The organism is Chryseobacterium sp. GQ58 (genome assembly GCF_059758895.1).
This window is the reverse complement of sequence record NZ_JCAXEH010000001.1, coordinates 340,439-354,036: the sequence shown is the minus strand read 5'-3', so window position 1 is coordinate 354,036 and position 13,598 is coordinate 340,439. Positions and strand designations below refer to the sequence as shown.

Annotated in this window: 11 protein-coding genes and 3 tRNA genes; 10 read left to right on the top strand and 4 right to left on the bottom strand. The window is 35.0% G+C overall.

What is annotated here, in order from left to right; translation table 11 throughout:
• Window positions 1-132: 132 nt before the first annotated feature.
• Window positions 133-2,844 (top strand): TonB-dependent receptor, encoded by a 2,712-nt coding sequence (locus AC6CHK_RS01630; protein ID WP_498092914.1) that lies wholly within the window; start codon window positions 133-135, stop codon window positions 2,842-2,844.
• Window positions 2,845-2,886: 42 nt separating this feature from the next.
• Here the strand turns inward: AC6CHK_RS01630 and AC6CHK_RS01625 are convergent, their stop codons facing one another.
• Complete coding sequence (locus AC6CHK_RS01625; RefSeq protein ID WP_498092912.1) at window positions 2,887-3,384, bottom strand: DinB family protein; 498 nt, start codon at window positions 3,382-3,384, stop codon at window positions 2,887-2,889.
• A 125-nt stretch (window positions 3,385-3,509) separates the two neighbouring features.
• On the opposite strand from AC6CHK_RS01625, the gene AC6CHK_RS01620 reads away from it, so the two are divergent.
• The 6 genes from AC6CHK_RS01620 to AC6CHK_RS01595 all read left to right on the top strand — a co-directional run bounded on the left by AC6CHK_RS01620 (window position 3,510) and on the right by AC6CHK_RS01595 (window position 11,050).
• Window positions 3,510-4,400, top strand: a complete 891-nt coding sequence (locus AC6CHK_RS01620) for a GLPGLI family protein (RefSeq protein WP_498092910.1) — start codon at window positions 3,510-3,512, stop codon at window positions 4,398-4,400.
• Between the two features lie 130 nt (window positions 4,401-4,530).
• The gene (locus AC6CHK_RS01615) at window positions 4,531-4,785 is read left to right on the top strand and encodes a FeoA family protein (RefSeq protein WP_498092908.1); all 255 of its coding nucleotides are present in this window, start codon (window positions 4,531-4,533) and stop codon (window positions 4,783-4,785) included.
• Window positions 4,785-6,818, top strand: a complete 2,034-nt coding sequence (gene feoB, locus AC6CHK_RS01610) for a ferrous iron transport protein B (protein ID WP_498092906.1) — start codon at window positions 4,785-4,787, stop codon at window positions 6,816-6,818. Before AC6CHK_RS01615 ends, feoB begins: the two co-directional genes overlap by 1 nt.
• Window positions 6,819-6,944: 126 nt before the next feature.
• On the top strand, window positions 6,945-8,033 hold the full coding sequence (locus AC6CHK_RS01605; RefSeq protein ID WP_498092904.1) for a DUF4421 family protein: 1,089 nt from the start codon (window positions 6,945-6,947) through the stop codon (window positions 8,031-8,033).
• 129 nt (window positions 8,034-8,162) lie between these two features.
• Window positions 8,163-9,545: a phosphoglucosamine mutase gene (glmM, locus tag AC6CHK_RS01600; protein ID WP_498092902.1), complete on the top strand. Its 1,383-nt coding sequence runs from the start codon at window positions 8,163-8,165 to the stop codon at window positions 9,543-9,545.
• 125 nt (window positions 9,546-9,670) lie between these two features.
• Window positions 9,671-11,050, top strand: a complete 1,380-nt coding sequence (locus AC6CHK_RS01595) for a tetratricopeptide repeat protein (protein ID WP_498092900.1) — start codon at window positions 9,671-9,673, stop codon at window positions 11,048-11,050.
• 126 nt (window positions 11,051-11,176) lie between these two features.
• Here the strand turns inward: AC6CHK_RS01595 and AC6CHK_RS01590 are convergent, their stop codons facing one another.
• The 3 genes from AC6CHK_RS01590 to AC6CHK_RS01580 all read right to left on the bottom strand — a co-directional run bounded on the left by AC6CHK_RS01590 (window position 11,177) and on the right by AC6CHK_RS01580 (window position 13,142).
• Entirely contained in the window at window positions 11,177-12,061 is an 885-nt protein-coding gene (locus AC6CHK_RS01590; protein ID WP_498092898.1) for a DMT family transporter, read from the bottom strand.
• The gene (gene aat, locus AC6CHK_RS01585) at window positions 12,048-12,701 is read right to left on the bottom strand and encodes a leucyl/phenylalanyl-tRNA--protein transferase (RefSeq protein ID WP_498092896.1); all 654 of its coding nucleotides are present in this window, start codon (window positions 12,699-12,701) and stop codon (window positions 12,048-12,050) included. The genes AC6CHK_RS01590 and aat overlap by 14 nt, the downstream gene beginning before the upstream one ends.
• A gap of 63 nt (window positions 12,702-12,764) precedes the next feature.
• Window positions 12,765-13,142 (bottom strand): DUF3127 domain-containing protein, encoded by a 378-nt coding sequence (locus tag AC6CHK_RS01580; protein ID WP_498092894.1) that lies wholly within the window; start codon window positions 13,140-13,142, stop codon window positions 12,765-12,767.
• A gap of 172 nt (window positions 13,143-13,314) precedes the next feature.
• Between AC6CHK_RS01580 and AC6CHK_RS01575 the strand changes: the two genes are divergently transcribed.
• The 3 genes from AC6CHK_RS01575 (at window position 13,315) to AC6CHK_RS01565 (ending at window position 13,571) form a co-directional block, all read left to right on the top strand.
• Window positions 13,315-13,396: transfer RNA gene (locus AC6CHK_RS01575), tRNA-Leu, on the top strand.
• Between the two features lie 9 nt (window positions 13,397-13,405).
• Window positions 13,406-13,481, top strand: a tRNA-Gly gene (locus AC6CHK_RS01570).
• Between the two features lie 6 nt (window positions 13,482-13,487).
• Window positions 13,488-13,571 (top strand) — tRNA-Leu (locus AC6CHK_RS01565).
• The last annotated feature ends 27 nt before the right edge of the window (window positions 13,572-13,598 follow it).

Below are 13,598 nucleotides of genomic sequence, written 5' to 3'. Positions count from 1 at the left end.
AACAATTAAATAAATTATAACTATTTTTGTAGTGATAAAAAAGAATTGTTTTAACTTTCCCTTTAAAAAAGCATCTTTAATAAAGTGTAACAAAAAACCAGTCTGCATTACTAATTACTCAAATAATAAATTATGAAATTAAAAATTTCCTTATTTCTCATGGTTTTTTTCTCTGTATTGGCTTTCGCTCAGAAAACAATTTCAGGAAAAATTACAGATGAAGACGGTGTGGCGGTCCCAAGTGCAAGCGTAACGATTGAAGAACCAGGTAAAGACGCCATTCTTGCTTATGGAATCACCAATTCGAAAGGAGAATATAAGGTAACATTTACATCTTCAGAATCTAATGTAGATCTGAAAGTAAAAGCCTTCAATCAAAAACCTTTAACAAAGCAGATCAGCAACAGCGACCAGACTTTAAGTTTCCAAATGCTGTCTGAAGCTACAGAAATCAAAGAAGTTCAGTTAAAAACAAAAATGATCACGGCAAGAGGCGACACGATTGCATACGATCTTAAAGCTTTCGACAGCAAAAACGACCGTACTTTGGCAGACGTAATGAAGAAAATTCCGGGAATTGAAGTGAATACCGACGGATCAATTCTTTATCAGGGAAATGCAATCAATAAATTTTATGTCAACGGGAAAGATTTAATGGAAGGCGGTTATGGAACGATCAACAATTCGCTTCCAAAAGATGCCGTACAAAAAGTTGAAGTTCTTGAAAATCATCAACCCGTAAAAATGCTTCAAGGGAAAATACCTTCGGATGCAGCAGCAATCAACATTAAATTGAAAAATGCCGTAACAATGACCGGAAGAGGTGAAGTCGGAACAGGCTTCGGAGATCCATGGCTTTGGAATGTGAAATTAACGCCAATGTTTTTCGGTCAGAAAAGCCAATGGGTTGTCAATTATAAAACCAATAATGTCGGTGAGCAGGTAGAAAATGAAGGGAATATCATCGGTTTCGGAAGCAGTTGGGAAGGTAGAAGAGGAAATGCTTCACAAAATAGTTGGTTGGGTGTAGAAAACGCAAGTGTTCCTAATCTTCCGGTAAGAAGATATTTATTTAATAACGTCCATTACTTATCGGCAAACTATTTAACCAATATTGATAAGAAAAAAGAATGGGAATTGAAGGTAAATGCCAATTATACCAATAACTCGGTTGAAAGAGAATCAAACAGTGTAACAACCGATATTCAGCAGGGAACTCAGTATAGCACAAAGTTTCTAAATAATTTTTACACAGATAAATTAAAAGGAGAATTGATTTTCACTAAGAATGCTAAAAAAGGATTCTTCAAAAATACAACTACATTTTCTCAGTTTTGGAACGCTGACAGAGCTTTCGCAGAAAGAAATGACAAAATAGGTTACAGACAAGGAAATGAGAGTCTACAATCTCCAACTTCATCATTCCAAAACTCTTTAAGCACTATTATTCCCTGGAAAGAGAAAATGGTGAACTTGAAATCTTACATTAATTATCAGGATGATAGTCAGACTTTAGAAATTTCTCCTGCGAATTATTTACAATTCCCTTATAAAGAGCCGGGAAGTACCGCGATTTCTACAATTAATTTTGCTCCAGGAACTTCAGCATTACAAAGCTTCAGAATAAAAACATTAGATACATCGCATTCTGCAAATATCAGTTTTACAACGAAAGGATGGACATTTACTCCGCAAGTGGGAATTGATTTCTCAACAGATCAATTAAATACCAATTTTGACGGAAGTACGCTTACAAATTCTCCTGATTTTGCCAGCTTAGCGTATGAGAATGATTTGAAATTTACAGAAATCACGCCTTCAGCTTCAGTAGGCATCAACTACAAATCTGACGCTTGGAGTGTATTTGCAAATGTTCCTGTGAATTTTAACAATATTAAAGCCGAAGATGCTTTCAGAAACGTATCTAAATCTTTGAATAAAACGACTTTTACACCGAATGCATTTGTTCAATATAGTTTTGCTTCATTTTTTAAAGCAAGTGTAAATGGAAACATCAGCAATAATTTTGGAGACATTCAAACCGCTTACGCAGGATATATTTTAACAAGTCCGGGAGGATTTAATGTGATGGATCCTAAAAACCCTATTCCACAGACAAACTCTAAGAGTGGAAATGCAAGATTGGAGTACAGAAACCCATTGAACAACCTTTTCTTTAATGTAAACTACAGACTAAGTGATACTAAAAATAATTTATTAGCTTCAAGCGCAGTAAACGAATTAGGTTTTAGTGTAGTTGAATATATTGAAAGTGAAAACAAGAGAACCAGCAACGGTTACTATGTAGAAGTAGGAAAATATTTTCCAAAATTTAAGACAAACGCTTCAGTAACCTTTAATGATACAACTTCAAAGTCACAATCTAGAAGAAATGAGCAGGATATCAATACAAAAACAGATGCCAATTCTTTAGGATTTAAATTTAACAATACTTACTTCTCATGGATGAGTGTAGATTTCAATTTTACAAAAACCTGGAATAAACAGTCGAATGGTATTATTAGCAGTGACCTTGGTAAAACAGAAAACTATACCCATAATCTAAATGTGTTTTTCTATCCTTTAGAAAATCATACAGTTGGTTTCTATTGGGATCAGATTAACTCAAATTTAGGTGATACCAGATTGAATAATGGTTTCTTTGATTTATCTTATCAATACACCTGGGCCGCAAAGAAAGTAGATTTCGAATTGAAATGGATGAATATTGCAGACAAAAAAGTATTTGAAAGAATCAGCGTTGGTGATGCTACAATTAGCCGAACAACAATGCAGTTGCGACCAAGCCAAGTTATGCTGGCGGTAAAATTCAACTTTAAATAAAAATAAAAACCAATCTCGAAAAGATTGGTTTTTTTTATAACATTAAAAACTTTGTACGTCAGCTGACGGACCGTAACTTCCCGGAAGCTGAATGTCATTTAGCCTGTAATAAACTCCCAATTGCGCACGGTGATGCGTAATCTGGTCAAGGCTATGACGGATTGCCCCGTATTTCGTCCATGAAGCCAGTTCGTGACCATCGTTTTTCAGCGCCCAACTTGGATTCAGATCATCTTCGGTTGCTTTTTCCAACGCTTCTTTGCTTGCTTTGTAGTTTTCTTCAAATACTTTAAGCAAATCTTCTCTCGTGGTAAGCAAATTAGGCCGCAAATTACTTTTTGCAAAATCAAGTTCCGAACTGTTGAGCATAAAGCCCGCCCATCCGAAAATTTCTGCAATGTGAGTCACAAGATGAGCCATTTTCATGCTTTTTTCGTGTGGCGAGTAATCGTTTTTGTCTTCAGGATAAATTTCGAAGAACTTTTTTGTCGTTTGATATTCGGCTTCAAGTTCATCTTTCAGTTGTTTTAAAGTGTCCATAAAATATTTGTTTTTGGTGGATTAAATTTAAATATTTTAAAGAGAATAAAAGCTGATAATTTTTAATTAAAAAATTCTGTAACAAAATTGTTTAACCGCTAACTAATTATTTAAAGATTATCAAAATGAAAAACTTATTTTCAATATTTTTTATTGCACTTTTTGCCGTTTCAAATGCACAGGAAACAGCAAACCGCTTTTTTTATGAACTGACATATTCTCCGAACAAAGATTCTTTAGAGAAAAAGAATAAGGATATGATGATTCTCGACATTACAAAAGACAAATCTATCTACAGAGATTATCTTGCGGTATCTCAGGATTCACTTTTAAAAGCTGAAGTTGAAGCAATGCAGAAAGCAGGTGTTTTCAAGGATCTTTCGAAATCTTTAAAACAACCAAAATTCTCCCATATCATCACAAAAACTTATCCTTCTATGGAAACATCTTATGCAGATTACATTCTTCAGGATAAGGTAAATTACAAGGAAAGCAAACCTTTTGTATGGAATATTTCTGCAGAAAAGACCAAAATAGGTGAATATAACGCACAAAAAGCAACAACTTCATTTGCCGGGAGAAACTGGACAGCATGGTTTACTACAGAAATTCCTTTTCAGGATGGACCTTATAAATTTAGCGGATTACCCGGCTTAATAGTAAAAGTGGAAGATGATGCTAAAAATTATTCTTGGGAGCTGAAAGGAAATAAAAAAATTGAAGACTATAATCCTGAAAGCTATTCTGAAAAACTGATGAAACAGTTTGGCCAAGGCAAAAATACTCTGGAAGTGAGCAGAGAAAAGTTTGAACAGATGTATGCTGCTTATAAAAAAGATCCTTTTGGAAGCATCAGATCACAATTATCACAGATTCCCGCTGATGCAAAAATGCCCGACGGAACTTCAATGTCACAAATGATGAGAGATGCTGAAGAAAGATTAAAAAAACATCTTAAAGAAAATAATAATTCAATTGAATTGACTGCAACGACAGATACGAAGAAGAAGAAATAAAATTCATTCATACTAAACTATATTAGACAAACCCAATTACTTCACCGTTTTTGGGGTTGTTTTTTATTCACAGAAGGTTATTTAGATTAAATTTAAATAGCGTATATTTGCAGTTACAAAAATATAGGTATTGAAAGATAACTATTTACACAAATTGAGCAGTTTTCCTAAAGATAAATTTGGGAAAATTTTGGGCTATGATAATGATCATCTGAAAATGCCCAACAAAATCATAGAAATGGGGCTTTTACCTGAAACTGTTTTTAGAATTCTGTATCAGGCTCCTTTCAAAGGGCCTCTTTATGTAGAATTTGGCAATGAAAAAAGCCGGATCGCTTTGCGTAAGGAAGAGGGAGATTATATCATTGTAGAAGATTTGGATTAATGCAGGAAAACAATAAAAAGCAGATACTTTTAGTAGGAAACCCGAATGTAGGAAAGTCAACCGTTTTTAATGCGCTTTGCAAAAGAAAACAAAAAACCGGAAACTATGCCGGCGTCACCGTTGCAAGCCATTCCGGGACATATTCTTATAAAAATGAAGAGGTTGAGGTTGTAGATTTGCCCGGTTCATACAGCATTTATCCAAGTTCTGAAGATGAAGCCATCTTTTCAAAGTTTCTATTGGATGAGCAGAAAAATTTTGCCGGCGTTATTTATATCCTCGAAGCTTTAAGCTTAAAAAGAGGCCTTTTATTGTTTCAGCAGATTCAGGATTTGGGCGTTCCGATGATTTTGGTAGTAAACCAGATCGATCAGGCAGAAAGAAGAGGAATAAACATTGATATTCAAAAGTTTTCAGAAGCTTTGGATATCAAAATCATTCAGACCAACGCTAAAGAACAGATAGGAATAGAAGCCATACAAGAAGCTGTTTTAAACAATAATTTTGTAAAAAAAGAAAACCCTTCATTTGAAGTTCCTGCTGAGCATAAAGACTTTTTAGATAAGGTACGTTCTCACAACCATTTTGAGAATGATTATAAAGCATGGATGAGCCTTTCTTTAGGTACAGATCCCGAAAAAATAGATGAAGCAAGCGAGCTTATCAATGAATTTAATTCAAAAAGTTTAGTTCCTAAAAGATTACAGGTTCAGGAAACGGTAAGAAGATATCAGATTGTTGATAAAATTCTGGCAAATGTCATCTCAAAAAAGCCGCAGTTTAAAGAATTGCTGACCGAAAAATTAGACAAAGTTTTAGTCCATAAATTTTGGGGATATATTGTTTTTCTGTTGGTGCTTTTAATTGTTTTTAACAGCGTATTCTTTTTGGCAGAATATCCGATGAACTGGATCGACAGTTTTTTTGCATGGCTTTCGGCTTTCTCGTCCGAACATTTACCGGAAGGCCCCATCAATTCATTGGTTTCTGAAGGAATTGTCCCGGGATTAGGCGGTATTATTATTTTTGCTCCACAGATCGGCATTTTATTATATTTTCTTTATTTATTGGAAGATTCGGGATATATGGCGAGAGTTATTTTCCTGATGGACAGGTTTTTGCGGCCTTTCGGATTAAACGGAAAAAGTATTGTTCCTTTAGTTTCCGGAACAGCTTGTGCAATCCCGGCGGTAATTTCCACAAGGAACATCGAAAACTTAAGAGAAAGATTATTGACGATTCTGGTAACGCCTTTCATGACGTGTTCTGCAAGGCTTCCGGTTTACAGCATTATTATTGGTTTGATTATTTCCGATAAAACTTTTTTAGGAATTCAGTATAAAGCTTTGGTTCTTTTGGGGATGTACCTTTTAGGATTTTTGGTGGCTTTGTTTTCGGCTGCTATTTTGAAAGGATTTATTAAAAATCAAGGCAAAACTTATCTGGTAATGGATTTACCAACCTATAAAAAACCGCTTTTTGGTTATGATTTTAAGATGGTTTTAGGTAAAGTCTGGGATTTTATTACCGGCGCGGGAAAAATTATATTTTTGGTCAGTATTATTATTTGGGTTTTAAGCTATTTTGGTCCAAAACAGAATACAAACGAAATAGTTGCCACCAATGTCGAGCTTGATCATTCCTATCTTGCTAAAATGGGTAAAGCGATAGAGCCGGCAATTGCACCACTTGGTTACGACTGGAAAATGGGCGTCGGGATTCTTACGAGTTTTGTGGCAAGAGAAGTTTTTGTAGGCACGATGTCAACTTTATACAGCCTGGATGATGACGCCCCGGAAGGAAAAGTAATAGATAAAATGAGGCACGATGTGAAACCAAACGGCGAAAAGGTTTTTAGTTTTGCAACGGGTATTTCGGTTCTTTTATTCTATGCGTTTGCCATGCAATGCGTTTCTACGATTGCGGTGGTATATAGAGAAACCAAAAGCTGGAAATGGACTGGCTTTCAGGTTGTGATGATGACCGGTTTGGCATATTTTGTGTCGATGATAGTGTATCAAATCTTAAAATAATAATGGACTCATTAATTTTTCAATACATAGTTATTTTTCTTGTTGTAGCGTTTGCCTGTTATTCTTTATACAGAATTATCAGAAAGAACTTTGCACCGAAAAAATTCAGCTCCAAAAGAACAAACTGTGATAAAGATTGCGGATGTTCGTAGAAATGTAATTTTTGTAGTAATTTTATTCTTAAAAGTAATTTTGAATTTAAAAGCAGTTTCTGTTTTTGTCCTTTGTTTGCTGAGCGTTAATTCAAAAGCACAAACAGACAGCACAAAAATAAAGTCTTACACAGATCAAGTGATGATTCGTGTAAATCTTGATACGAATATAGAAAACTACACATTTTCGGAAGGCGGTGAAGAAAACTTAAATGAAACTATACTTACCATCAACAATAAGACAAAAGCTTCTTTATCCGTTGATTACAGGATTATAAGTGCTACAATATCTTTTGCTCCACAATTTTTTCCTGGAAATAATGATAATGAAAGAAAAGGAAACAGCTCATACACCGATTTCAGATTTAGATTTTTTCCGGACAGATTTGTACAGACGCTTTATTATAAAAACGTGAAAGGATTTTATGTTGAAAATATGCAGGATCTTCTTCCGGGCTGGCAAAATGGAATAGATCCTTATATTAAATTTCCGGATTTGAGGGTTCAGACCTTTGGAGGTTCTACTTCTTATATTTTAAAGAAAGATTTTTCGTTAAAAAGCCTTTATACGCAAGGCGAATGGCAGACAAACAGCAAAGGAAGCTGGGTTCCGTTTTTAGATTATGATTTTACAATTTTCAGCAATACCATTGACGGTTTGAAAAGCAAAGAATATCAATATAATTTTGGGGCAAACATCGGATATTTTTACAATTGGGTAATTGCCGAGAAAGTGAATATTGCGCCTTATTTAACTTTAGGATTTGGCGGGAAGTTTACGAGCTTCAAAGACACTTTAGAAAACGGATCGAAAGGCCCGAAACAAAATGAACAATATGTAACGGCAAAAGGATCGGGAGGCTTACATATCGGTTACAATTCCGATCGCTTTTTATTTGGCGGAAAACTTAACTTTAATGCAACAGCTTATGATGAAAAAGAAAATTCTACCGTTGAAAACAATAATATTTATGGGCTTTTGTATGTTGGTTACCGTTTCCCGCCTCCAAAGGCTTTGAAAAGGAATTATGATAAAATCGAGAAAAAGATTCCTATTTTATAAGTTAGTTGCCTTTTGAGTATCTTTGCATCGGAAAAATTTAAAATAAAGATAATCTGTTTTTCCTAAAGTATTAAAAATAAAAACGCACATTGCATTTACATTAATACCACAAAATTTAAATATAAAAAAATGTCATTAATAAAAAGTATTTCAGGAATTCGCGGAACAATCGGCGGAAAAGTAAATGATAATCTGACACCGCTTGATGTCGTAAAATTTGCTTCTGCTTTCGGAACATGGCTTCAGAATAATAAAAATAAAAGAGATTTGACGCTTGTTATTGGTCGTGATGCTAGAATTTCCGGCTCAATGGTTAATTCTTTGGTGACGGCAACTTTGCAGGGATTGGGAATCAATGTTGTGGATTTAGGACTTTCTACCACGCCGACTGTTGAGATTATGATTCCTGAATTAAATGCAGACGGCGGAATTATTTTGACCGCTTCTCACAATCCGAAACAATGGAATGCCCTGAAATTATTAAATGAAAAAGGAGAATTCATCAGCGGAGAAAACGGTGCTGAAGTTTTAGCTTTGGCAGAAAGTGAAGATTTCGATTATGCCGAAGTGGATGATTTAGGAAAATACGAAACAAGAGATGATGCTTTTGACATTCATATTCAGCAGATTCTTGATTTGCCGATGGTGGATGTTGAAGCCATCAAAGCTAAAAAATATAAAATCGTTTTGGATGCCGTAAATTCTACAGGCGGAATCGCAATTCCGATGCTTTTAGACAAATTAGGCTGTGAAACGGTAAAATTATATTGCGAACCAAACGGACAATTTCCACACAATCCTGAACCTTTGAAAGAGCATTTGGGTGATATTTGCGAATTGGTCATCAAAGAAAATGCAGATTTTGGCGTTGTTGTAGATCCGGATGTCGACAGGCTGGCTTTAGTTGATGAAAAGGGCGAAATGTTTGGTGAAGAATACACTTTGGTTGCCGTTGCAGATTACCTGTTGAAAAACAAAAACGGCGTGGCAATTTCAAATCTTTCTTCAAGCCGTGCTTTGAGAGATGTTGCGAAAACGCACAATTCAGAATATTTTGCAAGCGCCGTTGGCGAAGTGAATGTGGTGAATTTGATGAAAGAAAAAAATGCCGTAATCGGCGGTGAAGGAAACGGAGGAATCATTTATCCTGATTTACATTTCGGAAGAGATTCTTTGGTTGGTGTGGCTTTGTTTTTGACACATCTTGCAAAAGAAAACAAAACGGTTTCCGAGTTGAGAGCCGGATACCCAAGTTATTTCATGGGGAAAAAGAAAATAGAGCTTACGCCGGAAATTAATGTTGATGATCTTTTAACTAAAATGGAAAAAGAGTATCAAAATGAAGAGGTTTCTACAGTTGACGGAGTAAAAATAGATTTTGAAAACAATTGGGTTCACCTTCGTAAGTCGAATACAGAACCTATTATCAGAATATATACAGAAGCAAAATCTCAGGAAGAAGCAGACAAATTGGGTGATGATATGATCGCAAAGATCAGAAGTTTGATTTAATAAAAATTAAAGTTAAATATCGTCATTCTAAAAAATTTATTTATTAACTTTATAGTAATAAGATTTTCAGAACAGAGTATTTGTACATCTCATATCTCAAGTCTTAAATCTTAAACTCACATATATTGGAAGAATATTTTGGAAATGAACTTGTAAAAAAGTTCGAGGAAATGATGGAAAACAATGATCAATTCTACTTCGATACAGAAGAGTTGGAAGACATTATTGTTTATTATCTGGAGTTGGGTGATTTTAATTACGCAGATATTGCGGTGAATTATGGGCTCAAGCTTCATCCCAATTCTTTAGATATCAAGATCAAAAAACTTGAAGTTCTTTTGGAATGGGAAGATTATAATATGGCGAAGGAATTAATCGATGAGTTAAAAGGTTCTTCAATGGAGAATACAGACTTTTTGGTTTGCTACGCAAAATATTATTCGAATTTAGGGAATCCTAGAAAATCTATTGACATTTGCAAAAAAGCTTTAGAATTAAACGAAGAAGAAAACTTCCTTAATAATTTTATTGCAGATGAATATGTGAACTTAGGAGATCCTTTTAACGCTCTTAAACATTATCAACAAGCATTGAAAGACGATCCGACGGATGAATATTCTTTGGAAAACGTGATGATCTGCTTTAGTGATCTGAATAAGAGCGAAGAAGCAATTGCTTTCTTAAATGCTTATATTGATGATTTCCCTTACTCGGAAGTAGCATGGAGCGAATACGGACAATATTACTTCAACAGGAAAAATTATGAAGAAGCCATTAAAGGTTTCGATTATATGCTGGCAATCAATTCCAGCGCTGTTGGTGTATATGCAAGTAAAGCAGCATGTTATGAAGCGTTGGGACAATACAAGAAAGCGGTGGAAGTGTACGAAGAAATGCTTGAGCTGGAATATACAAAAGCATTTACTTTTTATAAAATAGGTTTGTGTTATAAAGCTTTAAAACAACCAATTGTAGCCTTAAATTCTTTTCAGAAATCATTGCGCGAAGATCCGCAGTTTTATCTGTCGATGATGGAGCAATCTTATCTTTACGAAGAAATGGGCGGCATGCCGGAAGCTTTACACTTTGCCAAAGAAGCAACTTTACTGAATGACAGCAACCTTGATTATCAGAAAAGACTGGCGTTTTTGTTCATCGATTCGGGGAAGTTTGAAGAAAGTCTTTCTTGCCTTAAAAAGCTTGTAGATGCCGAGCCTTCAAGGTTTTACAACTGGTATGCTTATACAGAAGTTTTGATGCTTGTCGGAGAATATGAAGAAGCGGTAACGATTTTAAATTTAGCTTTGAAAAGTCACAACAGAGCCGAATTGTATTATCAGCTAAGTAATTGTTATTTTAACTTAAAAAACAACGAAAAAGGTGCTGAAACTCTAGAAAAAGCTTTAGAACTTGATTCTACTTTAGCTTCGGATATGCAGAAAAAATATCCTTACATAAAGGATGAAGTGAAAAAGGTGAAAGCAAAAGTGAAGAAGAAAAACTGATAAGTTGGAAATTAAGATTTATTTTGTCTTAAAATCAAAATGATTGATCTTAACTTCATAACTTAACAAAGCCTTAATGATTCAAAAAAATTAATTTAAATAAATAATCCTGCAGCAATGCGGGATTTATTTTTTAACAACAGTTTTAGCCCTTAAAAAGATCAAACCGGCAAGAATTATACAAGCGCCTACAAATTGTAATAAAGTCAATTTTTCGCCGTCTAAAACGCCCCAAACAATCGCAACAATAGGCATCAGCAAAGTTACAGTAGAAGCAAAAAGTGGAGTTGATACTTTGAGAAGCCTGTAATTCATCATCATTGCCAATCCGGTCCCAAAAACGGAAAGTAAGCCCACAAACATCAGTCCGATCATATTATCTTTTGAAAAAGTAAATTCAGAAACAAAACCTGTCGAAATCAAAGCAATTACAGAAGGTAAAAATAATACGAAAGAAAATACAAAAGCTGATAAAGCGGTTGATGAAATATCTGTCAATTTAGATTTTACCGTTGTTGCGTTTATAGCGTAGCATAAAGTTGCAAAAAGCAGTATTAAAATAGGAAAAACTTTAAAAACAGTCCCTTCACCGCCTCCGAAAGCAAGCATACAAACTCCCGTAAAGCTTATAAAAACTCCAATCATCTGTTTTTTTGTTGTTTCAAATTTCCAGAATAATGTTCCGACTATAATCACAAAAATCGGCATCATTGAATTGACGATTCCGGCAATACTACTGCTGATTTGTGTTTCGGCAATCGGAAATAAAAACATCGGAATAAAATTCCCTGAGAAAGCCGCCAAAAGAAGCCATTTTAAATGTTTTTTCGGAAAAAGCCTGTATTTGGAAATAGCAATAGGCATTAAAATAATTCCCGCAATCAAAACACGCAAGGCTCCCACCTGATAAGGAGTAAAATGGTCCAAAGATTTTTTAATTAAGATAAAAGATGATCCCCAAATGATGCTGAGGACGATCAGAAGAATCCATTTTTCTCTATCCGCGTTCATTATTTTTGTATAAAATTTTTAAAAAATCCTTTTTAGAAATCATCCTTGCTCCCAAACTTTCCAAATGACTTGTGTGTGACTGACAATCAATTAATTCAAGTTCATCTTTATGTGTTTCTACGAAATGAATAAATCCTGCTTTTGAAGCGTTGCTTACTTTCGCAAACATACTTTCTCCACAAAATACATTTCCGATTTTCAAACCATAAAGTCCGCCAACAAGTTCATCATTTTGCCAGACTTCGATACTTTTTGCAAAGCCATATTCATGTAATGTAATAAAAGATTCCATCAATTCATCCGAAAGCCAGGTTCCTTCTTGTCCTTTTCGGTTAATTCTCTGGCAGTTTGCGATAACTTCGCGAAAATTTTGATTTTCAGAAAATGTGAAAACATTATTATTCAGTATTTTCTTCATTGATTTTGAAACCTTTAGTTCGTCAGGAAACAAAACAAATCTCGGATCGGGACACCACCAAAGAATTTCTTCGCCCGGATTATACCATGGAAAAATACCCAACTGATACGCAAACCAAATCCGTTGCAACGACAGATCGCCACCGAAAGCAATAATGCCTTCGTGCCCGTCGTAAACCTGAGGGTCAGGGAATGAAATTTCGTTTTCGTCTAATCGAACCATTTATTAGGGAAAAAAAATCCCACTTAATAAAAAGCAGGATTATATTTGATTTTAATTCTCTTATTAAAAAGGTAAATCGTCGTCTTCGTCTCCGGCAAAAGGATTTTCGTTGGAAACAGGGGAAGAAGATTGAAACGGAGCTGCCTGTGTAGGTTCTGAAGCGTTATCAGAAACCTTTTCTATTCTCCATCCTGTAATAGAGTTAAAATATTTGGTTTCTCCCTGTGGTGAAACCCATTCTCTTCCTCTGATATTGATGCCCACTTTCACATTTTCACCTTCAGTTATATTATCCAATAAGTTTATTTTATCTGATAAAAACTCGATGTTGATAGGCTGGGGATATTGTTCCTGAGTTAAAATAACCATTTCTCTTTTTTGAAAACCACTTGCAAATGTTTGAGTTTCAGAGATTTTCTTTACCGTTCCTTGTAATTCCATATCATAAATATTAACTTTGTAAAAGTAGTAAATTGAAATGTAATAAAAGTATAGTGCGTGCAATTTTGCAAAAAAAAATAAAAAAACTTTTTAAAATTCTTGTAAATAAAAATAATTGCCCTATATTTGCACTCACAAAAACGAAAGAAGTTCTTTAAAACTCAATAATAATGCGGATGTGGTGTAATTGGTAGCCACGCCAGACTTAGGATCTGGTGCCGTGAGGCGTGGGGGTTCGAGTCCCTTCATCCGCACTATATTATGCGAAAATAGCTCAGCTGGTAGAGCACAACCTTGCCAAGGTTGGGGTCGCGGGTTCGAGTCCCGTTTTTCGCTCCACGCCATGCCCTGGTGGTGGAACTGGTAGACACGCAGGACTTAAAATCCTGTGTCCGCAAGGACGTACGGGTTCAAGTCCCGTCTGGGGTACTTAAAAAGACTGTTAATCATTGATTA